At 39.4% G+C, this 24760-nt stretch carries 22 protein-coding genes, 1 pseudogene and 2 other annotated features (1 of these 25 cut by a window edge); of the genes and pseudogenes, 14 read left to right on the plus strand and 9 right to left on the minus strand.

What is annotated here, in order from left to right:
• Positions 1-328 precede the first annotated feature (328 nt).
• The 4 genes from V6C17_RS13515 to purB form a co-directional block, all read right to left on the minus strand.
• Positions 329-1729: a vWA domain-containing protein gene (locus V6C17_RS13515; protein ID WP_333523095.1), complete on the minus strand. Its 1401-nt coding sequence runs from the start codon at positions 1727-1729 to the stop codon at positions 329-331.
• 5 nt (positions 1730-1734) lie between these two features.
• The gene (locus tag V6C17_RS13520; RefSeq protein WP_333523096.1) at positions 1735-2862 is read right to left on the minus strand and encodes an ATP-binding protein; all 1128 of its coding nucleotides are present in this window, start codon (positions 2860-2862) and stop codon (positions 1735-1737) included.
• A gap of 12 nt (positions 2863-2874) precedes the next feature.
• Complete coding sequence (locus V6C17_RS13525; protein ID WP_333523097.1) at positions 2875-3684, minus strand: hypothetical protein; 810 nt, start codon at positions 3682-3684, stop codon at positions 2875-2877.
• Positions 3685-3899: 215 nt separating this feature from the next.
• On the minus strand, positions 3900-5258 hold the full coding sequence (gene purB, locus V6C17_RS13530; protein ID WP_333523098.1) for an adenylosuccinate lyase: 1359 nt from the start codon (positions 5256-5258) through the stop codon (positions 3900-3902).
• A gap of 352 nt (positions 5259-5610) precedes the next feature.
• On the opposite strand from purB, the gene V6C17_RS13535 reads away from it, so the two are divergent.
• Positions 5611-5919 carry a zinc-ribbon domain containing protein gene (locus V6C17_RS13535; protein ID WP_333523099.1) on the plus strand — a complete coding sequence of 103 codons (309 nt, stop codon included), beginning with the start codon at positions 5611-5613 and terminating at the stop codon, positions 5917-5919.
• 149 nt (positions 5920-6068) lie between these two features.
• On the opposite strand, the gene V6C17_RS13540 is transcribed toward V6C17_RS13535, so the two are convergent.
• On the minus strand, positions 6069-7085 hold the full coding sequence (locus V6C17_RS13540) for an alpha-hydroxy-acid oxidizing protein (RefSeq protein ID WP_333523100.1): 1017 nt from the start codon (positions 7083-7085) through the stop codon (positions 6069-6071).
• Between the two features lie 397 nt (positions 7086-7482).
• On the opposite strand from V6C17_RS13540, the gene V6C17_RS13545 reads away from it, so the two are divergent.
• Positions 7483-8415 (plus strand): cation diffusion facilitator family transporter, encoded by a 933-nt coding sequence (locus V6C17_RS13545; protein WP_333523101.1) that lies wholly within the window; start codon positions 7483-7485, stop codon positions 8413-8415.
• Positions 8416-8592: 177 nt separating this feature from the next.
• Positions 8593-8802 (plus strand): hypothetical protein, encoded by a 210-nt coding sequence (locus V6C17_RS13550; RefSeq protein WP_333523102.1) that lies wholly within the window; start codon positions 8593-8595, stop codon positions 8800-8802.
• A gap of 262 nt (positions 8803-9064) precedes the next feature.
• Here the strand turns inward: V6C17_RS13550 and V6C17_RS13555 are convergent, their stop codons facing one another.
• Positions 9065-10063, minus strand: a complete 999-nt coding sequence (locus tag V6C17_RS13555) for an N-acetylglucosamine kinase (protein ID WP_333523103.1) — start codon at positions 10061-10063, stop codon at positions 9065-9067.
• A 121-nt stretch (positions 10064-10184) separates the two neighbouring features.
• Between V6C17_RS13555 and V6C17_RS13560 the strand changes: the two genes are divergently transcribed.
• Genes V6C17_RS13560 through nagA form a run of 5 tightly spaced genes read left to right on the plus strand, consistent with a single transcriptional unit; the run spans position 10185 to position 15315 of the window.
• A complete protein-coding gene (locus tag V6C17_RS13560) occupies positions 10185-11546 on the plus strand; it encodes a PTS transporter subunit EIIC (protein WP_333523104.1) in 1362 nt (453 codons plus the stop codon).
• A 1-nt stretch (position 11547) separates the two neighbouring features.
• On the plus strand, positions 11548-12639 hold the full coding sequence (locus V6C17_RS13565; protein WP_333523105.1) for a DUF871 domain-containing protein: 1092 nt from the start codon (positions 11548-11550) through the stop codon (positions 12637-12639).
• Entirely contained in the window at positions 12629-13540 is a 912-nt protein-coding gene (gene murQ / locus V6C17_RS13570; RefSeq protein ID WP_333523106.1) for an N-acetylmuramic acid 6-phosphate etherase, read from the plus strand. The genes V6C17_RS13565 and murQ overlap by 11 nt, the downstream gene beginning before the upstream one ends.
• A 26-nt stretch (positions 13541-13566) precedes the next feature.
• Positions 13567-14094, plus strand: coding sequence for a PTS sugar transporter subunit IIA (locus V6C17_RS13575; protein WP_333523107.1), 528 nt, complete (start codon positions 13567-13569; stop codon positions 14092-14094).
• A 42-nt stretch (positions 14095-14136) separates the two neighbouring features.
• Positions 14137-15315, plus strand: coding sequence for an N-acetylglucosamine-6-phosphate deacetylase (nagA, locus tag V6C17_RS13580; protein ID WP_333523108.1), 1179 nt, complete (start codon positions 14137-14139; stop codon positions 15313-15315).
• Positions 15316-15534: 219 nt separating this feature from the next.
• Here the strand turns inward: nagA and V6C17_RS13585 are convergent, their stop codons facing one another.
• The gene (locus V6C17_RS13585) at positions 15535-15897 is read right to left on the minus strand and encodes a hypothetical protein (RefSeq protein ID WP_333523109.1); all 363 of its coding nucleotides are present in this window, start codon (positions 15895-15897) and stop codon (positions 15535-15537) included.
• Between the two features lie 259 nt (positions 15898-16156).
• Between V6C17_RS13585 and V6C17_RS13590 the strand changes: the two genes are divergently transcribed.
• The 4 genes and pseudogenes from V6C17_RS13590 (at position 16157) to V6C17_RS13605 (ending at position 20004) form a co-directional block, all read left to right on the plus strand.
• Positions 16157-16915, plus strand: a complete 759-nt coding sequence (locus V6C17_RS13590; RefSeq protein WP_333523110.1) for an HpcH/HpaI aldolase family protein — start codon at positions 16157-16159, stop codon at positions 16913-16915.
• A gap of 258 nt (positions 16916-17173) precedes the next feature.
• Positions 17174-17398 (plus strand) — a binding site (T-box leader).
• Between the two features lie 64 nt (positions 17399-17462).
• Positions 17463-19109, plus strand: a pseudogene (locus tag V6C17_RS13595) (2-isopropylmalate synthase); the annotation flags it as partial.
• 108 nt (positions 19110-19217) lie between these two features.
• Positions 19218-19457, plus strand: coding sequence for a helix-turn-helix domain-containing protein (locus V6C17_RS13600; protein ID WP_333523207.1), 240 nt, complete (start codon positions 19218-19220; stop codon positions 19455-19457).
• A gap of 241 nt (positions 19458-19698) precedes the next feature.
• Positions 19699-20004, plus strand: a complete 306-nt coding sequence (locus V6C17_RS13605; protein WP_333523111.1) for a hypothetical protein — start codon at positions 19699-19701, stop codon at positions 20002-20004.
• A gap of 189 nt (positions 20005-20193) precedes the next feature.
• Here V6C17_RS13605 and V6C17_RS13610 read toward each other — a convergent pair whose 3' ends face one another.
• Positions 20194-20772 (minus strand): DUF6143 family protein, encoded by a 579-nt coding sequence (locus V6C17_RS13610; protein WP_333523112.1) that lies wholly within the window; start codon positions 20770-20772, stop codon positions 20194-20196.
• A 188-nt stretch (positions 20773-20960) separates the two neighbouring features.
• Positions 20961-22595 carry a hypothetical protein gene (locus V6C17_RS13615; RefSeq protein ID WP_333523113.1) on the minus strand — a complete coding sequence of 545 codons (1635 nt, stop codon included), beginning with the start codon at positions 22593-22595 and terminating at the stop codon, positions 20961-20963.
• A gap of 372 nt (positions 22596-22967) precedes the next feature.
• Here V6C17_RS13615 and V6C17_RS13620 point away from each other — a divergent pair, with 372 nt between their 5' ends.
• Together V6C17_RS13620 and V6C17_RS13625 are read left to right on the plus strand one after the other, a co-directional pair.
• The gene (locus tag V6C17_RS13620; protein WP_333523114.1) at positions 22968-23870 is read left to right on the plus strand and encodes a hypothetical protein; all 903 of its coding nucleotides are present in this window, start codon (positions 22968-22970) and stop codon (positions 23868-23870) included.
• Positions 23871-24026: 156 nt separating this feature from the next.
• Positions 24027-24368, plus strand: a complete 342-nt coding sequence (locus V6C17_RS13625; protein ID WP_333523115.1) for a hypothetical protein — start codon at positions 24027-24029, stop codon at positions 24366-24368.
• Between the two features lie 165 nt (positions 24369-24533).
• Positions 24534-24760, plus strand: a binding site (T-box leader); it runs 43 nt beyond the window's last position.

The following is a 24760-nucleotide window of genomic DNA, read 5'->3' on the forward strand; positions in this document are numbered from 1 at the left end:
AACAAGCAATTTAAATTTGTTTAAAGTATCAAGGGACGATACGATAAAATGTTAATAATTTTAAAATAAGCCATCATTTTGTTCAGACTTTTACAAACAAAATGATGGCTTATAGGACATTAAAGAATAATTAATATAACAATTATGCTAATCTTAAAATAAGCTAAATTTCTCTTAAATTATACATGAGGATCAGCCAAATATACAATTGAAAATTTTACCCTTAAAGGGTTTAGATCGTCATTGAATAGTAACTATAAAGCCACCTTCAAATTGCTATTCCAAATTTTGAAGGTGGCTTTCACTGTATGTAAAAATCATATGAGAATTAAATATTGAGTTTCTCCTGGTTTTGCATGGAATAACCACCTTTTTCAACATCACTAACATCTAATATATTATCTGTTATCTCAATATTATTAAGCTTTTTGACTGCACCATAGGCTTCTTTTACTGAAAGTTTATCTCCTCTCCCAGAAATAACCCATAACGTTTTATACCCCTTAGGTATTGTGAGAAGCTTATCTTCACCTTTGCCATCGGTAAAATATACTAATAAATTAATCTTCTTCTTATTCGCATATTCGAAGACAGGGGTGAACCTAGTGCTGCCTCTTATATCGAGTCTAGCTTTTATATCCTTTGCAGATTTTACTTTATACTCGCGTCTGATTTCACTATTGCATTCTACAATCGTAATTTCGTGGTTGTAGTTTTTCACTATATTGAGCACTTCTTTAATGGCTTGAATAAATTCTTCATCACTAATGCTTCCACTTATGTCAAGGGCAACAATAATTTTTGCTTTATGACTCCTAAGTTGACCTCTTAAATCTAATCGATCCGGCTGTCTTCGATTTCTTCGGGTTATCGTTTTCTTTTGAGTGCTTTCAACAGAGCCCATTAACCTCTTAAGATACAAATTCCAAGGTAATTCTCCGTTGCTATCTTTAAGTGATGATAGCAAGCTTTCTAAGTAATCTGGAATAGTGCCTTTTTGCGAAGCGTGGATAATTTTATCGGTAAATTCTTTAAGCGTTTGTTCATCCAGCTCACTGGAATCTTCCCAAATATCGTGGGTTTTTTCAGGATTATAAGCAGTTTCTATTTTTTCATCAGTGCTGTCATCTTCTTTTTCTTCTGCAACTTCTAATAAGTCTAGAGCAGTTTGAATCTTTTCGGCGTAATATTCAAAAGGCTCAAATGGCAAGAGTTTCAGAGAATAATGCAAATTTACCCAGTCGAGGGTAGCAGCATATGGCGGCAGGTGGTCTAAGTGGGTGTTTACTACGATATCCATTGCGAGATTAGTTGCTAAGGGGCTATAGCTATGCTTTAATTCTTTTGCTCTGATTAAATGCATAGAGACGATATGAAGTATTTCATGCTTAATCGTACTTTCCATTTGCTTCATATTAAGAGTCAGAAAAGCGGCGGGATTAAAATATACAACATATTTCGCTCCCTTAAAGTTTACAGCAGTAGGACTGCTAATATCGAAGCGTATTTCTCTTGACATTTGAAACAAAAAATACCCATAGAAATTGTCTTTGTCTTCCATAAGACTAAGGTTAACTTTGTCTATTAGGCTAAAAAATTCCTTTTTAAAATCATCAGGGACCTGTATTTGAGCACTGTCGTCGTTGCGTTTTACTTTTAAAAAATCATGAATTATTTCATAGGTTTTTCCGTAAAGTCTTTCTACACAGGTTTCAAAGTAAGTTTCCATCAGCATCACCTGATTGAACGATAAGATTCAAAATAGGCTTGGACAAAGCTATCATTTTCTATGGCATATTTGTATACTTCGTTGTAGCTGTTTTTTATGTCCTTCATGATTCCGATCATTAGATCGACAGGATACAGTTTCAAAAAATCCATCAGTCTATTAATAATATTACTGGTGTCAGGATCGCTAGATTTAATAGTCACGTCTAAGTGTTTTAAGATGTTCTTTGCTGCTAGATAAAGTCTTGTGTGACTTTCATTCTTTATCTTTTCGCCGATCGATTCATGCAGAAAATTTCCCGAAAACACATCTTCATAAGAGATTAGCGGGCTATAGTCAGATTCTACAAAGTTAACAAACTCTTCGGCAATGAGTTTTCCTACATTTCCTCTAATGACATTTAAAAATACTGATCTAGGAACGGAGTCTTTTTTTTGTTTATAAATTTTATAAATGCTAGAGATTCTTTCATAGCTTCTTGGAGTTGCATTTATATCGTTTTCGTTTATTTTATGCAGATATTCGGGGAATGTGGAAATAAACTCGATAACCTTTTGCTCAACTCCCGCAGTTAATGCCCAATCTAACCACTGAATATAATCAGGTGCCATGTGTAACCACACAAAGCGGTTTTCTTGAGCAACATCCATATCTACAACTTGGTAATCAAAATCTGAACCATATTTACTTGAAGGATTCATAGCAGCTATGATCTTTACACTTTCATGTAATTTGTAGCCATTAATCTCTCTATTTAATATCAAATTCATAAGCTCCTGTTGTACAGTATGTTCACAACGATTTATCTCATCTATAAATAAAAGAACTGTTTTCCCTTGAGCTATTTCTTCATCAATTTCCCTTAGTTTATTATGAACGGCATATACGGTAGCTTTCTTTTCAACTTTATCCCCATTGTGATTAACTCTTGTATAGCATTCTATAGTTGGCAGACCGCCTATTTCGCCTTCTTTAAGGAGATTCCCATCAATAACAATTAAACTCCAACTATTTTCATGGGCAATTTCCTTGGCTAAAGCTGTTTTTCCGATTCCAGTTTCCCCAACTATTAAAGGTACTTCTCCAGTAGCTAGTACTAACTCTACACTTTTTAATGTATCAATAAAATTCATTATATCTCCCACCTATATCATCTTAAGCTTTTCATCTACAGCTATTTTTTTTGCCTTCTTACTTCCGTATTTATAAATAAACAGTATCTTGTCCATTGATATCATGTCACTATTTTTATCTATAGTACTACAATTAAAAAAATTTCGAACATACTTTTCTTCAACATCTTCAGCTGATAATGCTTCTTTTAAAACTTGTTCTAATTCATATTTAGATATTGATATTTCTTTTGGAACGTATTTAATCACTAAAATATTTATTTTCAAAAATTCAAGAATTTTATCTTTATCTAAATTATTTATCAGCCGAATAGCTCTCTCATCATTCTTGATAGCAATAAGCTCTGCGTTATGTGTAGGTGAATTAATATATCTTAATGCATCATAACTTATTTTAACTGCCTCTTCTTGGACACGCTCAAAAGGTTCTTTTATAAACTTTATTGAATCGTAATTTTTTCTTACTGCTAATAACTGTAATTCCTCACTTGGATTATTAACATATTTGATAGCCCATCCGGCTTGATTTATAGCTAATTTAATTAGCTTAGTAGTTGGGTTTTTAATATACTCTAGGTTATTCCATCCAGCATTTATAGCTTTTAACATCATATCTTCTGTAGGATTATTTATAAATTCAATCGAGCGAGCGTTATTAGCTATAGCCAATTGTTGCATCTCTCTAGTCGGGTTTTTTATATATTTTAACGCCATCCCATTTTTTTCAACAGCCACTAACTTAATCTCGTCTGTAGGATTATCTATATATGCGATCGCATTAGGATTGCTCTTTACCATTTCGATAAGCTTTGACTTTTCCATATGTTGTTCTCCTTTCATAATTATTTTTATAGTACGAGCGAGTATTATTTCAGATGGTATAAATAGGATAATTATACCACTTAATAAAAAAGGGAGCTATATCCCAGAAGCTTATTGTCATTGCAATCACGAGAACGGTATGACAAGAAACCCGGCCATTTAGTAATGGCCGGGTTTTATCGCAGGTTAATTATACTGTATTCGGTCGATCTCGCTTACTTTATATGTTTTACCAAAGAAGCGGCTATACCGACGTACTGTGACGGTGTCAAGGCCAGAAGGCGTTTTTTGTCTTCTTCTGGTAATGCCACACTTTCAATAAAGGACTTGATTTCCTCTTCACCGATGCCTTTACCACGAGTAATTGCTTTCAATTTATCATAAGAATTAGCATGACCATGTTTACGCATTACTGTTTGTACGGCTTCGGATAGGACTTCCCAGGCATTAGTTAAATCATGAGCAAGGGCAGTTTCGTTAACAACCGTTTTTCTAAGTCCTTTTAAGGTATAGGTAATGGCAAGATGGGAATGGGCAATGCCTGTCCCAATGTTACGTAGGGCTGAAGAATCACTGAGATCTCGCTGTAGTCGAGATATAGGCAGCTTGTTAGCTAGATGGTCAAGTACTGCGTTACTTAATCCGAGATTTGCCTCTGAATTTTCAAAGTCGATTGGGTTTACCTTATGTGGCATGGTTGAAGATCCAACTTCACCAGCAATAGCTTTTTGTTTAAAATAGCCACGCGAAATATAAAGCCACATGTCACGGTCAAAATCAAGAAGAATATTGTTAAACCTGGCAAGACCGTGGAAGGTTTCAGCGACATAATCATGGGACTCGATTTGGGTTGTCAAAGGGTTGTGGGTTAATCCCAAACTTTCAACAAAAGAACGCGAAACATCTTCCCAGTTTATTTCTGGATAGGCAATGCTGTGCGCATTATAGTTGCCGACTGCACCGTTGAATTTGCCCAGATACTCCTGTGATCTGATTTGCTTTAATTGACGGTTCCAGCGGTAGGCAAAAACAGCTAATTCTTTGCCTACTGTTGAAGGAGAAGCCGTCTGGCCATGAGTATAAGAGAGCATAGGCCGAGCTTTTTCCTTTTCAGCTATTTCTGAAACTGCCGTTACAAGACTTTCGGCTGCTGGCAGCCAGACATCCTTGATTCCGTCTTTAAGCATTAGGGCATAGGCAAGATTATTAATATCCTCTGATGTACAAGCAAAATGAATAAACTCTAATACATCAGACAATGACATTGATCCAAGACTTTCGCGCAGGAAATATTCGACTGCTTTTACATCATGATTTGTGGTACGTTCAATTTCCTTAATCCGCAATGCGGTTGCTTCGTCAAATTGGTTGACAAGATTGCGCAAAAATGCGGTTTCCTCCGGAGTAAATGCGCGGATTTCGGCAAAACCCGGGTGATCCGACATCGTAATCAGCCATTCTACCTCTACATGAATACGGTATTTTATTAAAGCCCATTCCGAAAAATAGTCCCCAAAAGGCTGGGTAATTGCGCCGTACCGCCCCTCAAGGGGTGTAAGTGATTTAATACTCAAATCGATCTCACCATTCTCTCAAAAATTAATGCATATATTATACCAAAATATATGCGTATTATACTACATTACAGGGATAAAACACCATAACCTGAAGAATTTTCTTTTAAATATCGGATAGTATTACGTAACGGCGAGAAAATGTCTCTAACATTGAATTAATGCAGTATGAGGCGTTTTAATCTCGATTAAATATTTTTAGCACATCTTACAAAGATGCTATGATGGTTAGAAAATCCATACTTTGCTAGGCATTAGAACGACTGTTTTCGGCCACAATATTATCGTATCTATTCTTAATGGCTGAGTTGAGGTTAATCTTGCTTGCCAAACTCTAGGAGGTAATTTGACTATGGCTGAAGACAAAAAGTTAACTTGTCGCGACTGTAATTCTCCGTTTGTTTTTACTGCATCGGAACAAGATTTTTATGCTGAAAAAGGTTTCACTAACGAACCGGGGCGTTGCCCCGAATGCAGGGCAGCGCGCAAGCAGAATGATAATCGAGGGAACAATAACCGAGGGGGAGGTCGCCCGCAGCGAGAAATGCATGCGGTAACCTGCTCTGAATGCGGCAAAGAGACAGAAGTTCCTTTCCGCCCGAGCGGTGATCGTCCTGTATACTGTAGAGACTGCTTTAGCCAAAATAATTCGCGCTATTAATTTTTGAGTGAAATGTGATTCAGAAATGAGGAAAAGCATGCATTTCTGATGTTGAAAAAGGGGACTGAAAGCAAATTTTTGCTCACAGTCCCCTTTGTTGATTTGAATAGCTCTGGTGCTGCTTTATTGCTTATTTTAAATAGCAACTGCTATATCCGTACCATATCCCTTGTAATTTCACTCAGGCTAAATGCGCTGCACATCGCCATGGTATCCTTTAATTCTTCAGCGAGTTTTTCAATATAAATTCTTACGCCTTCCTTTTCGCCGCCATAAACAGCAGTAACGAACGGACGGCAGATCAGAACACCGTCGGCGCCCAGGGCAAGTGCCTTGAAGATATCTGTGCCAGACCTGATACCGCCGTCAACCAAAATTTTCATCTGGCTTCCAACAGCTTCTGAGATCTCTGGAAGCACTTCCGCGGTTGACGGGCATTGATCCAGCACCCTGCCGCCATGATTGGAGACAACGATGGCTGAGGCGCCTGCTTCTTTTGCTTTCAGCGCGCCCTTTGTGCTCATGACTCCTTTCACGATAAAGGGAATACCAGCAATTTCAGCAATGCGGCGAAGCTCATCGACTGATTTGCTGCCCGCCGGAGGAGTCATGTTTTTTAAGAAAGGCAATCCGGCCGCATCGATATCCATGGCAACGGCAAAAGCGCCTGACTTACGTACCAGATCCAGTTTTTCGAGAATGATACCCATATTCCATGGCTTAACAGTAGGCACACCGCAGCCATTAACCTTAGCAATGGCCGCAGTTGCGCCCTCCATGACTTTTGGATCTACACCGTCACCGGTAAATGCAGCAATTCCATTTTCCCTGCAGGCGGAAACTAGAATATCATTATAAAGCGTATCATTAAGTCGATCACCATAGTGCATATTTACCGCACCAACCGGTGCTGCGAAAAACGGATATTTAAAGGTTTGGCCAAATAAATCTAGAGTGGTGTCTACCGGTTTATTCTCGCAAATAGTATCCATATTTACGCGGATTTCCTGCCACTTCTGATAGTTGCGGATAGCATTGTCCCCAACACCTTTTGCACCTGGCCCTGGGATGCTGTTTCTACAGGCAATCCCATTACAGATAGGGCATGCTTTGCAATAATTGCCGATACAGGTGCGTGCATTTTCTAGTAATTCTTTGTAGTTCATAGTATTCGCTCCTTTTTCTTTATATTGAAGTATTTAAAATATGTGTTAAAAAATCATTTGTATAGATATTCTAGTGATGACATAATCCAGTCATATATCAGTTGGAATATAAATAAGCTATATTTCATTTCGATGATGTAACTGTCAAAATCCTGCCTTTCGGCAATTTAAATCGCCAGTGCATAGTAAGATCCTGCCAGAACTATATGATCCTGAAGGAGTTTTGCGACGATATCGGAATTATACTAAATATAATGTTACGCAACTCAAATGACCGCTAGGTTTGAGGAGAAGGCGGAGAAGGAATGTTTCTATTTCGCTAGTAGTAACACTTAAAGAGGAAAAACTAAACGCTAAATAAGTGATGATGTCACGTAGGCTAGGAGGAATACTAAAGATGAACAGTCAACATCAACAGCATAACCATGAACATATCTCACATAGTCATGGTATATCTTCTCGCGGTAGCAATAAAAAAGGACTGACTATAGCCCTGCTAACAACTGCGGTTATTATGGTAGTAGAATTTTTTGGAGGACTGATAACCAACAGTTTGGCTTTGCTTTCCGACTCAGGTCACATGCTGAGTGATGTAAGCTCGTTGGCTCTCAGTCTTATAGCGATGTGGTTTGCTTCCAAACCTCCTTCACCCCAGAAAACATATGGCTTTTATCGTTTTGAAATTCTAGCCGCATTGCTCAATGGGTTAACTCTGTTTGCTATTGCTGGGATTATTATTTGGGAAGCATATCAACGATTGTTTGCTCCTCCTAATGTTAGTAGCGGGACTATGATAGCAATTGCAGCGATAGGGTTAGCAGCTAATTTGTTTAGTGCTTGGATGTTAATCAGAAAAAGCGACGTATCAGGTAATGTAAATGTTCGGAGTGCTTACCTGCACATTCTTGGGGATGCATTAGGTTCTATTGGTGCAATCATTGCAGGACTACTCATGTCTGCTTTTGCGTGGTATATAGCTGATCCTATTATTAGTGTTATTGTAGCACTTTTAATATTAAAGAGTGCGTGGGGGATTATTGATGAGAGTATCCATATTCTTATGGAAGGAACGCCGCCTACAGTTAAAGCTGATGAGGTTAAGCAGGCATTACTTGCAATCCAAGGTGTGAAAAATATTCATGATATACATATTTGGACTGTTACTTCGGGCATTGATTCGCTTACCTGCCATTTGGTGATCGACAACGAACAGAATAGTCAGGATATTCTTCGGCAGGCTATTTTGACCGTTGAAAAAGACTTTAACATTCAACATACTACTATTCAAATAGAGACAAGTGATTTGCAGCACCCCGAGAGTATCATTTAAGTTGGCATAGCAAAAGCTTGTCCAAGTGCGGCTTTTTTGACAGAAAAAATAATACACACTTATGAAATTTAAATTAATAGATATTCTGTGGTATCAGACAGCAAATTTTGAAAGACGTGCAGGATTCTAATGACTTTTACCGAATAATTATTATTAAAACGACAAAGGGGTGTTCGTATGACAAATCAACAACTTCATGAACTAGCAATGTTAGTTTTAAGCAAAACAGAATTTAATGCAAAAAATAATCCTGAAGAATTGGCGGCGGAAATGTTTCAGCATTATAATAAAGTAATTAGTACACTTACAGCATTAAATGGCGACGATGAGGATGTATGCATAATCAGTGATTTTGGTACACCATCTGCAGCTTGCTCTAAAAAGTAAAGAGTTGTTAACGAGTTTTTACATATGATCTTTATAAAATAGCAATAACCGTTTAAGCAGCGGTTATTGCTATTTTTCTGTGCAGATAAAACTTTGTAAGTCCATTGGGGTTATTAGGTGATAAGTCGATATCTATTTGGTGACGGTACCGAAAACTAGCTTGCACATTCTAGTCTCTAAATTATAAAATACAGATATATAGTAAAACTCTACATAATACGCCTGTAGATTATTTTGTCTTTATTTAAAAGACAAGATGAGTTTAAGATTCTTGAGAACTAATAAATGATGCTAGCTCTATTGAAAGTTTATGTAATAGCATATCATTGTTAACTCCTATTAGAATAAGGCCGTGTCTAAGGGCTGCGCATATAGGTTGGCAGTTATAATCAACTACCTGTAACCCTGGACATGAGGCAGCTAGTGTTTTTACAAGCTGACGGTGGACAAGTGAATTTTTTAGGACACCGCCAGAGAGAATAAATTTAGACTCCATGTGAGCAAGGTTGAGTTTTTTTATTACTGTGAATGCCATGTTTTCGAGTTCTTGACAAGCATATTTAATAATCTTTTCCGCCGGGTGGTCACCGTCTTCGGCTAGTCTTACTATGATTGGTGTTAAAGCGGCAACCTGAGCTACAGAAAACTGAGAACTATAAATCCAATTGATCAATTCATCTTCGTCAGCCAAAGACAATGCATGTAAAATAGCATTTGAAATACCAGAGCGTTTCTCCCGGCCATCGTAGCTTTTTAGAACATGATCAATTGCGGCTTTACCAATGGAATAACCGCTGCCTTCATCACCAACTCTATAGCCCCAGCCGCCGACGCGAGTCACAAGGCCTTCCTTGGTGATGCCCCACGCTATGGAGCCAGTACCTGCTGCGATTAATACTCCGTTATTTTGTCCCACGGTGCCCTTTAATGTCAGGAGGGCATCATTGCATAGATAGATGGTATCAGCCATTATATTTGCGGCTGACAATGCTTGATTTATGATCAAAGTAAGGGTAGCTTCGTCTTTTTTTGTGTCCAGGCCAGCTAGGCCCAGTACCACACAGTTGATGTGCAAAGCCTGGTTTTTAACTAGGGTGGTTATTAACTTAAGTAAATTTTCGGTGGCCTTCTCGACACCAATGCTATGATAATTGCACGAACTGCCTTGGGCGTAAGCCATGATATGTCCGTTCATATTGCAAAGTGCTGCTCGACATCCTGTTCCGCCACCATCTATAGCTAAAACTGCTGCTTGCTTCATGCAATTGCCACCCTCTGACTAAATTTTTCTTCTATCATAATACTAGTAAAGTTAAGTTGCAAGGTATAGAGTATCCAATCTTATTACTATAACAGATGACATCGCAATGGAGTGTGAAAGAGTGACAAAAGAACAAGAGCTAGCCAATCATATTCATCGAATTGTTGGTGGCAAGGAAAATATCAGTGCCTCAACTTACTGTATGACTCGCCTGCGGCTTACTATAGTAGATATGTCTAAAATCGAGTTGTCAGCCTTGAAAAGTCTTAGCGGAGTGCTCGGAGTCGTCGAAGCATCAGACCAGCTGCAAATTATCCTTGGTCCCGGTGTTGTTGGGAAGGTAGCAGCAGAAGTAACAGCCTTAACAGGATTGCAGATGGGAGAAGTCCAAGATTTAAAAACTCAAATTAAGGATAAAAACCGCACACCACTTAAAATGTTTCTGGGCAAACTGGCTGCTATTTTTGTTCCTCTGATTCCAGCAATCGTTGGTTCCGGCATGGTCACAGGCCTAACCAATGTGGCCATTCAATTAGGCGTTGACCCGCAAGGCAATTTTGTTACTATTTTGAATGTTATTGGCTGGGGTTTCTTTTCTTACCTTGGTATCTTTGTAGGTATAAATACAGCGAAGGAGTTTTCGGGAACGCCAGCGATCGGCGGACTGGCAGGTATATTAATTATCAATCCTGCTATTGCCACTATAACAATAAATGGAATGTCCCTCGTTCCTGGCCGTGGTGGTATATTTGGTGTAATACTTGTTGCATGGTTTATGACGATAGTAGAAAAACAAGTACGCCGATTTGTGCCTAATGCCCTTGATATTGTGATTACACCACTTATTACATTGCTTTTTGGCGGTTTCGCCTGTTTCTATGTATTGCAGCCTGTCGGCGGTGTGTTATCTGATGGCATTATCAATTTATTTAAATTTTTGCTTGAAATGGGTGGAGCATTTGCAGGCTTTATTCTTGCTGGTACTTTTCTGCCTGTTGTAATGTCTGGTCTCCACCAGGGGTTAGTACCTGTCCACATGGAGTTTTTAAATATGTTAAAGGCCAATCCTCTCATGCCCATCTTAGCTATGGCTGGTGCCGGGCAAGTAGGAGCTGCCGTAGCAGTATACTTTAAAACGAAAAATAGCCATTTGAAAGAAATCATTAAAGGTGCGCTGCCTGTTGGTATTCTTGGCATTGGAGAACCGTTGATTTTTGGTGTTACTCTGCCCTTAGGCCGTCCTTTTATTACTGCCTGTGTTGGAGCTGCTTTTGGTGGGGCTTTTCAAGCAGCTATGAATGTGAATTCAATTGCTATGGGGCTATCTGGCATTCCGTTGGCCTTTCTGATTAAACCTGGCCAGATAGCATATTATTTAACGGGGATTTTGATTGCTTATGCCGCGGGTTTTATTACGACCTGGGTCGTAGGTTTTGATGATCTCAGAGAAGAACATGAGCAACCGGTTAAGGGGGGAGAATAATATGTGGGAAAAAGGAATATCAGCCTTTGTGGGCATGGGCAATTCCCTTGAAACCATTTGCCGTTACCTGGAACTTGCCCGGTTATATGGCTACAGTCGCCTTTTCACATCATTGCATATCCCTGAAGCCAATTCGGATGAGATGGTAAGCGATTTCCATGAATTTGTAGCTCATGCTGTGGAATTAGGTTATTCGATTACTGCAGATATCTCACCGCGGGCTTGTGAAATGCTTGGTGCTGATCTGTCAGACTTTTCCGCGCTGAAAAAGCTAGGCTTATCGGCAATACGTCTTGATGACGGTTTTTCTCCTGAACAAATTGCTGAATTGAGTGTAACGTGCGGAATGGATATCGAAATCAATGCTAGTACCATCACTCCAATCACTTTGCAGCAAATCTATAATGCCAAAGCTGATGTAACTCGGCTGCGGGCTTGTCATAACTATTATCCTCGTCCTGAAACTGGATTGGCTTTCAATCTCTTTGCTGAGCGTTGTCAGCTCTTGCGAGATTATAAGATACCTGTGCTTGCTTTTGTTCCGTCACGGAGTTATCCGCGTGGGCCGATTTTCGCTGGTCTGCCTACTTTGGAAAAGCATCGATCTATTTCCCCACAGCTAGCTGCCAAAGAGTTATTGGCGTCGCAGTTTGTTGACGGAGTACTTTTTGGTGATCCACTGGTATCAGAAGAGGAATTGGCTTCTGTGGCTTGTCTTGATGCTAGCTGCATTGAATTGCAGGTCGTAGTTGAGGAAGATGCCTCGGCTATCGAACGAGAAATTTTATTTGCTGTCCATACCAATCGTACTGACCCTGGGGAGTGGGTTATTCGCTCACAAGAGGCCCGTGGTATGTGCCATACTGCTATACCCGTACGTACAAGCAGACCACGCCAGCTTGGTGGTGTAACCATCGATAATCAGGATTACCTTCGCTATATGGGGGAAATGCAGGTGATGCGAGCTTCTTTACCAGCCGATCCGCGGGTCAATGTGGTGGCACATATTATTCCTGAAGAACTTTTTCTAGTAGATTATATAAAGCCGGGTGGGAGCTTTCGCTTTAAGGAGGTTACAGCCCATGAATCTTGATAAACTATTAACGGAAGCCCGTAATCCTGACACCATTAACATCGATAATCGATCCAGCCTGGAAATTGTAGAATTGATTAACCAGGAAGACCAAAAAGTTGCTTTATCCATTCAAAAGATTTTGCCGGATATTGCGAAAGCGGTTGAGTATATTGTTGCTGCAATTCAGTCGGGCGGGCGTCTCTTTTATCTTGGAGCCGGGACAAGCGGTCGGATTGGAATTCTTGATGCATCGGAGTGTCCGCCTACTTACGGTACTGATTCTGAGCTTGTTCAGGGTCTCATTGCAGGAGGAACAGAGGCTGTTTTCCGGGCAGTGGAAGGGGCGGAGGATTCAGATGCTTTAGCTGCCGAAGATTTAAAAAGCAAAAAACTCAACTCATCAGATATCGTGATTGGTATTGCTGCCAGCGGCCGCACTCCCTACGTAATAGGTGGCTTATGCTATGCAAAGTCAATAGGATGCCGGACAATAGCCTTAACTTGCAGTCCTGATTCCGAGATGAGCAGAATAGCTGACCACAGCCTAACTGTATTAACTGGCCCTGAAGTCATTATGGGATCGACCCGGATGAAAGCAGGTACAGCCCAAAAAATGGTGCTAAATATGTTGACAACAGCCACAATGGTTGGACTAGGGAAAGTATATAGCAACTTGATGGTCGATGTACAGACAACTAACCTAAAGTTAAAAGAGCGTGCCAAGAGAATTGTTTCCCTGGCGACTGGAACTAGTAATAGCCAAGCCGAAGAAGCTTTGATCGCCGCCAAGGGCTCAGCAAAAATAGCTATTGTTATGATATTGGCGGGGTCTACGGCGGAAGAAGCAGCAGAATTGTTACAAGCCGGTAACGGTTTTGTGGCAAAGGCCTTGGCAATTAGAGAATCACAAAACAGCTAAATTGTAACTACAGAGAGAAGGATAATATGTTTAATAAAATTTCTTCATGGTTTTCGAGTAATAAATCGTCGGATTCAGCTGCTGCTAGTATGGATGTAGTTGTTTACGCCCCTCTAGACGGGCGAACTATATCTCTTGAAAAGGTTCCGGACCCTGCTTTCGCTCAAAAAATGCTTGGTGATGGGATGGCTATTGAACCAATCTCGACAAAAGTACTAGCCCCTTTTGATGGAAAGGTCATTGGTGCCTTTCCTACTAATCATGCTATTGGTCTTTGCTCCGCGACAGGTCTTGAGTGCCTAATTCATGTTGGTATTGATACCGTAACGCTAAATGGCCATGGATTTCGCCTCTTGGTCAAGGAAGGACAGATAGTGAAGCAAGGAAATCCGCTGATAGAAGTAGATTTGGATGTGTTGCGTTCGTCAGGTAAAGCGCTTAGTACTCCCGTTGTTATAACCAATGGTGAAAGCTGGAAAATCAAACAGCGATCGGAAGAACAAACAGTTTCAGCCGGGAAAGAGATATTATTCATTGCTCAGCCTGTTGACTAAAATTAGCCTGGTAAATGGGTAAACTTGTCGGAGGCGATAAAAGTGAAACAGTTGATCCATAATGGTACAATCGTTTTTCCTGATCACGTTAAGGCCAATTGTGATATGAAGATTGTCGATGGAGTTATTGATGCCCTTGGCTCTAATTTAACCGCAGATAATAATTTGAAAAGCTGTGATTTTTCAGGTGATATTATTATCCCCGGCCTCATTGATACCCATGTTCATGGTGCTGGAGGCTGTGACATCATGGATGGTACTGCCGAAAGTTTAGTCACCCTGAGACAGGCTCTACTGCAAGAAGGAACCACTGCTTTTCTCGGTACGACCTTATCTAGTCCGGTAGATCAATTACTTACCGTGCTAGATACCATTGATGCCGGGCGCAAAGATAAAATCCATTTTGGTCAGGCTGAACTTTTAGGTGTTCATTTAGAAGGTCCATTCTTAACAGCTGAATATAAAGGGGCTCATGTTGGTAAGTATATTCCGCCGTCGCTTCCAGGTGGGGACATTGCGATACTGACTCGATTAGTGAAATCCTTTCCTAACCTCATCAAGATCCTCACGTTTGCCATTGATCGTCTGGATGCAGCGGATTTGGCGGCATTTTGCCAAAGTCATGGTATTATTCCTTCAGCTGGCCATACTGCTGCAGACTATATGGCAATGTCTCGTGCAGCGGAAGCTGGGATACAGCGAATCACCCATGCCTTTAATACCATGCCTGGTATTCATCATCGAAAGCCAGGGCCTATGACGGAGGGATTGCTGAATAATGATATCGAACTAGAACTCATAGCCGATGGTATTCATATTCATCCTGCTATTCTAGAAATGGCTTTTCGTCTAAAACCACAGGATAAAGTTACCCTTGTATCCGATGGCACGCGCTCAGTCGGGATGCCGGAAGGTGAATATGAGCTGGGTGGGCTGATGACGACTGTAAAGAATGGTATAGCGCTCTTAGCGGACGGTACCATTGCCGGCAGTGCTTTTCCACTATTGCAGGGTATTCGGACGATGGTCCAGGTACTCAATCGCCCATTACATGAGGCTGTTCGTTTTGCATCGCTCAATCCGGCCCGATCCTTAGGAATTTCACACCGAATGGGCAGCTTAGAGCCAGGAAAAGAGGCAACCTTCGTGCGGCTAAGTTCAGAACTTATGGTAAAGCAGGTATGGGTTAAGGGAGAATTGGTAGTAGATAGAATTGGGTAAAGATAAAAATACAAATTTATCGGTAAGAAAGCGAACTTCAAGATATAGTTTAATCGGCAAGAAAATGCGAAAGACCAAAACCTTTGCTTCAAGGCGATAGGCTTTGGTCTTTTGGCTAATTGTGTTCTAAGATCAAATGCACCTTCGTGTAAGATTACTTTTAAATAGGTATAGATGCAATATGTTTTTAGAAAAATTAGATACTAGTAGTATAAGTTGTTATAAAGGTGTAACAGGAGCAATGATTTGGATACTATTCAGATTTATGGCTATGATTCCAGTAAGGGTTATGAATGTTGGGTTAGCACCACTTGTACCGGGGGCTAGTACTGTTACGCCTGCTGTCCCGAGATCAATCAGAAGAAAGTCGGGCGAGCTATCAAGCTCGATATTTGCGGGCGGACAAGGAAAAGGATTAATCTGAAGACGGTCATCAATTTCTGCTACTAGTGAGCCTGTTAATACATAAGGGATGCCACCTGTACCGTTGTTTGCAGTAGCTCCATTATTAAGAACAACACGTACTTGTATTCCTGGAAGAAGTTTTAAACCATAAAGGAACTTCTTAAAGCTATCCGACATTATAGGCCAACTCCTTTGAATTTTTATGACACGGTACTGTATTATATTAAGTTGTTAAGTAAAGTGTGAGCATTTGCTATTAAGCAGTTAACAAAGTTTGGTTGATAAATTCCTGAAGATTATGTAACTAGCAGGAGTTTTGTTTTATTTACGCAATTTTAAATATGCATATAAAAATTTGATTTTTGAATTGTGAATTTAAATGTTATTTTTATATGGGAATAAATCAGCATAAAATCAATTTGCGAGGGATAAGTGAATGTATAAAAATCTACTAAAAGACAAGCTTTATAGGGGTGAGCCGGTAGCGGGTTGTATGATTCAAGGTTTTCATCCAGCTTTAGTAGAGATATGTGGTCTTGCTGGATTTGATTTTGTTTTTATTGATGCTGAGCATGGGGCGCTTTCGCCAAGTGAATGCGAGGAACTTGTTAGAGCGGCCGAGGTCCGTAATACCGTACCATTAATTAGGGTGCCAAATTGTCAGCCGGATACCATCCTACGCTTTATGGATATCGGGGCAATGGGAGTTATACTGCCTGGAGTCTCAACAAAACAAGAAACTGAAAGGGCAGTTGGGGCAGTAAAATATTATCCGCAGGGCTGCCGAGGACTTAATGCGGTAAGGGCATCTGACTATGGAATGTCCAGGTCTCTTTCAGAGTATGTAATCGAAGCTAATAAAGAAACAGTTGTTATTGCTATAATTGAAAACAGTATTGCTATAGAGAATTTGGCGGATATTCTCACAGTTGATGGACTTGACGGGGCTATACTAGGCACCACAGATCTGTCTCAATCTCTTGGGGTACCTGGACAAGGGAAACATCCGCGAGTACAAGAAGCATATCAAACTTTTATAAAGGAAGGTCGAAAATCAGGCAAAGCCTTAGGGACTGTAGTGCGACCAGGGGAAACTGTGAAAGAGTACCTTGATGTCGGGCTATCAATATTGATAACAAGTGCTTATTCTCTTTTTGGTAAAGAAGCTAAGCGTTTTGTTGGAGAATTTAAATAGATATAAAGCGACTGCCTACTAATTTGACTTAGTAGGCAGTTTTTAGATCAAAGCAAATGTTTATTAGGTGGTAAGGGTAGTAAAGATGGTCTAGCATGGTGATGAGAATAAAAAAGATCAATAAAAATGATTAAATTTATCACTGCGCCATATTAGAAATGTATGTTACTATTAGATAAATTAGCAACATAGATACTGAGATTAAGTTAAGTGTTAATTGATTAATTTAGCAAGTATCATTTAAAAATATTATTTATCTGAAAAGCTGTGAAAAGGAATAATAACTGCAACGTGATTTCAGAAAGCTGTTGGTTGATGCGAAACAGTGTGAGCAATGCAGTGAACTCACCTTGGAGCTTCTGGCTGAAATATAGTAGGTCATGACGGAATCCCTCGTTATCGGGATAGGCATTTAGAGTGCTGATGAGTGTATGTTTCATAAAATAGAGTGGTACCGCGGGAGCTTGGTCTTTCGTCTCTATAGTTCGTTTTTACGATGAGGAGATGAAAGACTTTTTTGCATATGCGGGTCAGAATGGAGGATATAATGAAACACTTCAATAAATATCAAAAAGCATATTTCATGCCGCCTGAGGTATCTTATGATTGGGTAAAAAAGGATCATATAGAAAAACCGCCAATTTGGTGCAGTGTTGACTTAAGAGACGGGAATCAGGCCCTTATCGAGCCAATGAGCTTAGAGGAAAAATTAGAGTTTTTTCAGCTGCTAGTGGACGTGGGCTTCAAAGAGATTGAGGTAGGTTTTCCGGCAGCATCAGATACGGAATATAACTTTATAAGAACCTTGATTGAGAAAAAATTGATTCCCGAAGATGTAACTATTCAGGTGTTAACCCAGGCCAGGGAGCATATCATTAAGAAAACATTCGACGCCGTTAAGGGAGCGCCGCATGCTGTAATTCATTTATATAACTCTACTTCTGTTGCTCAGCGTGAGCAGGTTTTTAGAAAGAGTAAGGAAGAAATTAAGCAAATTGCGGTCAATGGTGCCGAATTACTAAAGAAACTAGCAGCCGAGACAACTGGCAAGTTTTCATTTCAATACAGTCCGGAGAGCTTTCCGGGTACAGAAGTAGATTATGCACTAGAGATTTGTAATGCCGTACTCGATGTATGGAAACCTACTCCAGATAAAAGGGCAATCATTAACTTGCCGACAACAGTAGAAAACGCAATGCCTCATGTGTTTGCAAGTCAGGTTGAGTTTATGCATAAAAATTTAAAGTACAGGGATTCCGTTATTTTATGTCTTCACCCACATAATGATAGGGGCTCCGGCGTATGCGATGCAGAGCTTGGAATGCTTGCAGGTGCTGACAGAATTGAAGGAACGCTATTTGGAAACGGTGAGAGAACAGGGAATGTAGATATTATCACACTGGCAATGAACATGTTTTCTCATGGTGTTAACCCTCAGCTTGACTTCAGCAATATGCCTGAGATATGCCAAAAATACGAACGATTAACTAGAATGCAGGTTCATGCTCGTCAGCCTTATGCAGGTGAACTTGTATTTACGGCCTTTTCTGGATCGCATCAAGATGCGATTTCAAAAGGGATGAATTACAGGAATGAAACGCAAAGCGAAATATGGTCTGTCCCGTATCTTCCAATTGATCCTAAAGATGTCGGGCGGGAATACGAATCTGATGTCATTAGAATTAATAGTCAGTCTGGAAAAGGCGGTATAAGTTATATCCTTAAGCAAAACTATGGGATGACTATTCCTGTTAAGATGCAAGAGGAAGTAGGTTACACTGTTAAAGGGATTTCTGATAAGGAACATAAGGAATTATCACCACAGTGGGTATATCAAATTTTTGAAGATAAATATGTCAATAATAACCCGTGTTTTCAAATTGTAGATTGCAGCTTTAAGCAAATTGACGGCATAATGGCACAAGTTACAATATGCCATTCCGGTAAGATTAGAACGATAGTTGGAAGTGGAAATGGGCGCTTGGATGCTGTTAGTAACGCAATTAAACAATATTTTGGAATTAGCTATGAATTAGCTTTCTATGAAGAGCATGCGATGTCTAGTGGATCGTCATCAAAAGCCGTATCCTATATTGGCGTTAGCAGTGACCGCAAAGTATACTGGGGAGTTGGAATTGATAATGATATTATAAAATCTTCGATTGATGCTCTTGTGGTTGCTATCAATAAACTAGATGAAATTCAGGAAGATAGCAAATGTAGGAATGAAAGAATAAACGAAGTGATGAACTATATTCAAACGAATTATCTTACTGTCACTTTGGAGGAATTGTCGGCAAAAATGCATTTGTCTTCCCCATATTTATCTAAATATATAAAAGAGAAAACAGGTGGTACATTTGGGGAACTTGTCAGGAATATTCGGATGAACAAGGCATGTATTCTCTTAAAGAGTGGAAGTATGACCGTCGAAAACATTGCGGACAGCGTAGGATACCCAAACGTTGAACATTTTAATAGATTATTTAGAAAAAAATTTGGGATGACGCCTGTTCAGTTTCGTAATAAGAAACAAGCGTAAATGCGTCAAAAAGCTCAACCTTATTTCAAGTAGAGGTTGAGCTTTTTTTGTTTGCTCTTTTAGGAATGCCTAATACATGAGCGATTTAGATAATTAGGATTTTGTTGATTTTATATTTACATGTTAAGCTTTTTTACTAAAATGAGCAATTTTTTTATAATTTTATTTAGAGAAATAAGTGAAATTTATCACAACCTATGGTATAATTAGGATATAGAATAATATTTGGGGGGAGATTATTATGAGAAAATTTGCAATTGCAATTACAGCGTGCAACATTCTTTTCTTCTTTATTGCACCAATGTTTTTTTCACTAGTCGGAGCGAATAATTCATTTATGAAATATTTCTTTACAGTTGCTTTATACTCATTAGGCATAGGAATTTTTCCATTTATTCTTCACACTCTAATTATTGGAATGAATACCGTAATTGCTTGGAGCATGTATAAAGTAGAGCATCAAGCTAAACCTCTCTTGATTTTGTCTTTAGTCGGCTTTTCATTAAATACTCTAGTATTCTTTATTGTTGGCAAAGCATTGCAATAACACAAAGAACAATCGCTATAATATAAGCAACTAAATAGCCAGCCTCTTATGTTGTATAGTTAAAATATAACATAAGAGGCTGGCTATTTCTTTTGTAATTTTGTTTTAGATCTACCGGCATGGGTGCCAAAAAATAATACTATGAAAAATGCTCGACTTTGAGATATGCAAGGGTTGGCGTTGTGCGGACTATACAGAACAAATAGGTTCTTCCCACCAACCGAAGGCAATTCGCCCGGCGGTCTCTAACTCTGGTGACTCCGGATTAGATAAGAAAATAAGAAAAGAACCGCCAGGCGGAAAGATAAATTTTCCTTGCTCATCATCAACAATCGTGCTTTCTGGCTGACCGCGGCGGACAAAAGCTTTAATTCCGCCCACTGGTTCACCCTCAACGTTTGAGGCATACTGAAGCATTACTTTCGGATTACGAAGGGGACATAGAGCTAGATTGGAGGTCGTAACCAATGAGGATATTTTGGGATTACCAGGAGGATCGGTATTAAACCAGATTTGAGCTCGAAATGTTGATTCTGACACATCACTTACTGTCCAGACAGTTACGTGCAGGTTCACACCAGAATTAACTGGATTGTATAGTGCAGCCCAGGCGCTATTACCTTGGCCAAAGACTAGGTTATCAGCGTAGCCTACGAAATATTTACCTTCTAGGGATTTGGCTAGGTTAATTGGTACATCGACTATATATTTAAGTGATGATTTAGAAATTGATGGGGTCGGGCATTTAGGATAGCTGTGTTTGGCCATAAAATAAACTCCCCCTTGATTTACCCTGTTGTATACTATGTAAAGTATAAAAGGAAGGTGAGAATACAATAAAGAATAGCAAAAAGGCCTATCAACTTTTTAAATTAGTCTGATAAGCCTTTTACTTAGAGTTTAATAGCCTTGACATGAAATAGTATATAAAGCAATGGATTTTGCCGAAATATGTGTTAACGGAATAGCTTTTCAATTACTTTTTCTGTGACCCTATCTTTTACTTTTTCTTTCACTTGAGCGCGTGTTGTAGGCAGGTTGCGTTCATTAAGCTCATCCATCATATGCTGACTTAACTGTTCAGGGTAAAAGGTTCCTAGATCTGTTTTGATAGCTAAATTGCTGACCTCGGCTTCTGCCAAGCCTTTTTTTATAAATGTGCCTGTAAGACTTCGAAATGATATTCCGTATGCGCTGCCATTATTAATAGTGAAATTTCCTTGTACTGTAGCTGCTTCAGCCGAACCAATTGCCGTTCCGGAGAGAGATAAGGGACCTTTAACATCTTTTACTGTTAACTGTGATGAATCTAGGCCATTTCCTGAGACTGCTAAGTTGTATTGTTCAGTATCAGGATCAATATCGCCGCTGGCCGCAACAGAGCCGCCAATTGTGGAGCCTTTAGCGGAGATCAGTTTTAGCATTTCTGGGGTATATGAGAAAGAGCCATTGATATGATTGATTACCATACTGCCAAATTGCATACTTCCTAAGGAAAAGTTGCCGTTCATTACTGGTGAAAAGACGGAGCCTGTCACTTTGCCTTGCACCGAGAGATTCCCTTCAGTTTGTAAGTTTGGCACAAGAGTGGATGGATCGCCGGCAGGCATCTGGATGTCAAAATCTAATGTTTTTTGGCCTGTGGGTGCGGTTAATACTTGTCCTGAAACTGCTAGATTCTGGCCTTTATATAGGGCTTCTCCATTGCTAAATATCATCGCGCTGCCTTGTTTTTCAAATTTAGCACTACCTTGATTAAGCACTAGCGTTCCTACAGTATTGACACCGGAAAACCGCCCAGTTAACGTTTTGACTATTAAGCCATCTAACATATCATTACTAATTTCTATCTTTAACTCATCAAGTTTACCGTCAGTTATCTTTATAGGGTCATCACCTGCTGTTAACCCTAATTTAGTAAGCTCCATTCCTTCTCCCGACAGTACAATGTCCGAGCTTCCGTTGGTTTGCTGTTGACCTTCAATTTTAAGGATAGCCTGGTCTACTTTGCCGCTTGCAGTAAGGCTAATATTATTTTCTTGTTTAAAATCAAGTGTACCAGCCAACTGCTCGACGGTTTTTTCGAAAAACGCTGTTTTCAGATGTAGTTTGCCGTTTTCAATTTTCACCAACCCAGAGAATATAGATTTATTTTGTGATTCTTTTTTAAACAAATCATCCCAATTTGAGCGATTATCATGATAGTTAGCCCATAATTCAGGGTTGTCTAAGGTGATAGCTTTTATCAAATGGGGTCCTAGCTGCCCTGTGATCAAATCACCCCAATTGTAACTGATTTTTGCCCTATGTATCTTAGCTAGTAGTGTTCCGGTCTTATCCAGCACTTGAACCTCTCTAGCTTCTACATTACCGAGGATCGACAAATCAATTCCACCGACTATAATCTGACCATTGACAGATGCGTTTGCTCGTGCAAGCAGTGATTGCTCCGCTGCTTGCCGTACCTTACTAGCAGCAAACTGAAATGCAATTGCTCCTGCTAAAAAAAATATAGCAAAAAGAAGCAAGCCTATTTTTTTCTTATCCCACTTTGGTTGTGGTGTTAGTGTTACTATTTTTTGTTCGCTCACATTCACGCCTCCAGCTTTTTGCAGTAGGTTGATAAAGATTAACTTATATTATCATAATATTCACTCTAGGCTTATTATAGTTTGTAATCAATGGACTAGACAAGCACAATATAATATTCATTGATATCCTTTATATACCAGTCGCATAAATAGCATGTTTGCTAGCTTTAACTCGAAAGAGTCAATGACATTGGTAAATACAAAACTATGACCATATAAATTTAGTAGGATTTATTCCGATAGCCCTCCAGAATTTCTTAGTAACATTTCAGTTGTTTTCCCTATTTCCGAATCCCACAAATTAGGTAATAATTAATTATAGGGCCTTAATTTATATGAAAGTTGTTGGTGAGTAGGAAGAGGAGGGTAATTATGTTAAAACGTTATACTATGTTGCTGGTAATTCTAAGCTTAAGTATTTTCACGTGCAGTGCTTTTGCCAAGAAGGCACCCCAATACTCGGAGCAGCTGCCTAAGTATGAGTACACACTAAGAGACACAGTCGAGGTTAAAGGCCGCCAAGGTATTACAACTGATGGTGATTTTTACTACGTAAGTGCAAGTAAAGCTCTATACAAGTATGACAGAAACTGGAACCTTGTTGCTTCTAACACAAACCCATTTGAAGGCTATCCGCTACCTTCTAACCACTTCGGCGATATTGACGTCTACAATGGCGAAATCTACACTGGTGCAGAAAACTTCATTGACGGGGTTGGCAAGGACATCCAAATTGCTGTTCATGATGCCAAGACTTTAAAACTGAAACGCACATTCAATTTTGAACCAGCCAGCGGTCAGTTAGAAGTTTCCGGTATTACTGTTGACCCAGTAAAAAGAAGTGTATGGATGTGCTCTTGGGTTGGCGAAGAGAGCGGCCGTTATCTGTATGAATATAGCTTAGATACCGGCAAATTCCTGCGCAAAGTACACCTAAAACCAGCTCCTCAATATGTCCAAGGTATTTACTATTACAAAGGCTCAATCTATATGACAGCTGATGATGGTATCGCTGATGACAAATCACCTGATACCCTTTATCGTGCAGACATAACCGACCTTCCTTACGCAGATGTCCATAAAGAAAGAAGCTTCTATGATGTTAAGAGAGAAGGAGAAATTGAGGGACTTAACATTGATCCTAAGACTGGCGACATGTTAGTTCTCTTCAACCGAGGATCTCGCATCGTTCTTGGTATGGTGAAGGGCTTCTATCCTGGCTATACTAAAGAAATTTCTGAGGTATACCGCTTTAAAATGACTCCTCGCAAGTAAACTATTAATTTATAGTATCATAATAGGCAACAAGAACCTCGGCTGATTGGTGAGGTTCTTGTTGTTTACACATTATAAAAGTAATATTTATTTTTCTCCAAACCGTTGAAAACGATTATCATTAATGATAAAATGTATCTATTATTGAGAACTATAATGAAGGATGTGCCAAAAATGTGTACAGCATGTGGTGATATTACGTATAAAATATTTTCTGTTGAAATTGACACTAAAGATCCAGTTAGCACAAATATGAAGTTATATGAAGAGATAGCGAACAGATTGTTTCAGAACAAAGTAATCTCAAATATTAATATTGGGAATAATAGAGCTTACATAATTGAAGAGAGGCAAGTATTCGGATTTGATATGCATTTAGGCAATAAAAATAATCCGCAGACTGTTTCTCTTGTGAATGTTGAAAAGGCGCTTAATGGTGTCTTAGAGAGTTTTAAAGATTATAAAGAAATGAAGATAAGTCTTTCAAGTAGCTGTTAATGTGTACTGTCTCAATATTAATTGAGACAGTTTTTCGTTTCTTGATAAAAGTCAATTATATAAAACGATAGAGTAGTCAATCAGAAGTGCTGTACTCTAATAGGTTACAAAAACAATTGACTTTTGTACTTAAATAATATTATACTGTTTACAAATGCATAGGTAATATCTTTGATGAACAGGAAGAGTACACATATTAAGAGGGTTTCAGCGAGCCAATGTTGGTGGAAGATTGGCACCGATCGGTGTGTGGAATGGGCCTGGGAGATGCAGTCCGAGCCAGAAATCTGGGGTAGGTGCTGCCGGAGGCTTCCGCCGTTATATAGGAAGGAGGTATCGGACATAGCTGTCCCGTACCTTAACATGAGCGGGCTATATTTTTTATAGTCAAT

It is taken from the genome of Dendrosporobacter sp. 1207_IL3150 (assembly GCF_036763085.1).
GTDB lineage: Bacteria > Bacillota > Negativicutes > DSM-1736 > Dendrosporobacteraceae > JBAIYU01.

Excerpts from the sequence above, each read along its gene's own strand:
- V6C17_RS13515 (WP_333523095.1), bottom strand. The coding sequence starts at position 1,729 with ATGGAAACTTACTTTGAAACCTGTGTAGAAAGACTTTACGGAAAAACC.
- V6C17_RS13520 (WP_333523096.1), bottom strand. The coding sequence starts at position 2,862 with ATGAATTTTATTGATACATTAAAAAGTGTAGAGTTAGTACTAGCTACT.
- V6C17_RS13525 (WP_333523097.1), bottom strand. The coding sequence starts at position 3,684 with ATGGAAAAGTCAAAGCTTATCGAAATGGTAAAGAGCAATCCTAATGCG.
- V6C17_RS13535 (WP_333523099.1), top strand. The coding sequence starts at position 5,611 with ATGGCTGAAGACAAAAAGTTAACTTGTCGCGACTGTAATTCTCCGTTT.
- V6C17_RS13540 (WP_333523100.1), bottom strand. The coding sequence starts at position 7,085 with ATGAACTACAAAGAATTACTAGAAAATGCACGCACCTGTATCGGCAAT.
- V6C17_RS13545 (WP_333523101.1), top strand. The coding sequence starts at position 7,483 with ATGAACAGTCAACATCAACAGCATAACCATGAACATATCTCACATAGT.
- V6C17_RS13550 (WP_333523102.1), top strand. The coding sequence starts at position 8,593 with ATGACAAATCAACAACTTCATGAACTAGCAATGTTAGTTTTAAGCAAA.
- V6C17_RS13555 (WP_333523103.1), bottom strand. The coding sequence starts at position 10,063 with ATGAAGCAAGCAGCAGTTTTAGCTATAGATGGTGGCGGAACAGGATGT.
- V6C17_RS13565 (WP_333523105.1), top strand. The coding sequence starts at position 11,548 with ATGTGGGAAAAAGGAATATCAGCCTTTGTGGGCATGGGCAATTCCCTT.
- murQ (WP_333523106.1), top strand. The coding sequence starts at position 12,629 with ATGAATCTTGATAAACTATTAACGGAAGCCCGTAATCCTGACACCATT.
- V6C17_RS13575 (WP_333523107.1), top strand. The coding sequence starts at position 13,567 with ATGTTTAATAAAATTTCTTCATGGTTTTCGAGTAATAAATCGTCGGAT.
- V6C17_RS13585 (WP_333523109.1), bottom strand. The coding sequence starts at position 15,897 with ATGTCGGATAGCTTTAAGAAGTTCCTTTATGGTTTAAAACTTCTTCCA.
- V6C17_RS13590 (WP_333523110.1), top strand. The coding sequence starts at position 16,157 with ATGTATAAAAATCTACTAAAAGACAAGCTTTATAGGGGTGAGCCGGTA.
- V6C17_RS13600 (WP_333523207.1), top strand. The coding sequence starts at position 19,218 with ATGCATTTGTCTTCCCCATATTTATCTAAATATATAAAAGAGAAAACA.
- V6C17_RS13605 (WP_333523111.1), top strand. The coding sequence starts at position 19,699 with ATGAGAAAATTTGCAATTGCAATTACAGCGTGCAACATTCTTTTCTTC.
- V6C17_RS13610 (WP_333523112.1), bottom strand. The coding sequence starts at position 20,772 with ATGGCCAAACACAGCTATCCTAAATGCCCGACCCCATCAATTTCTAAA.
- V6C17_RS13620 (WP_333523114.1), top strand. The coding sequence starts at position 22,968 with ATGTTAAAACGTTATACTATGTTGCTGGTAATTCTAAGCTTAAGTATT.
- V6C17_RS13625 (WP_333523115.1), top strand. The coding sequence starts at position 24,027 with ATGAAGGATGTGCCAAAAATGTGTACAGCATGTGGTGATATTACGTAT.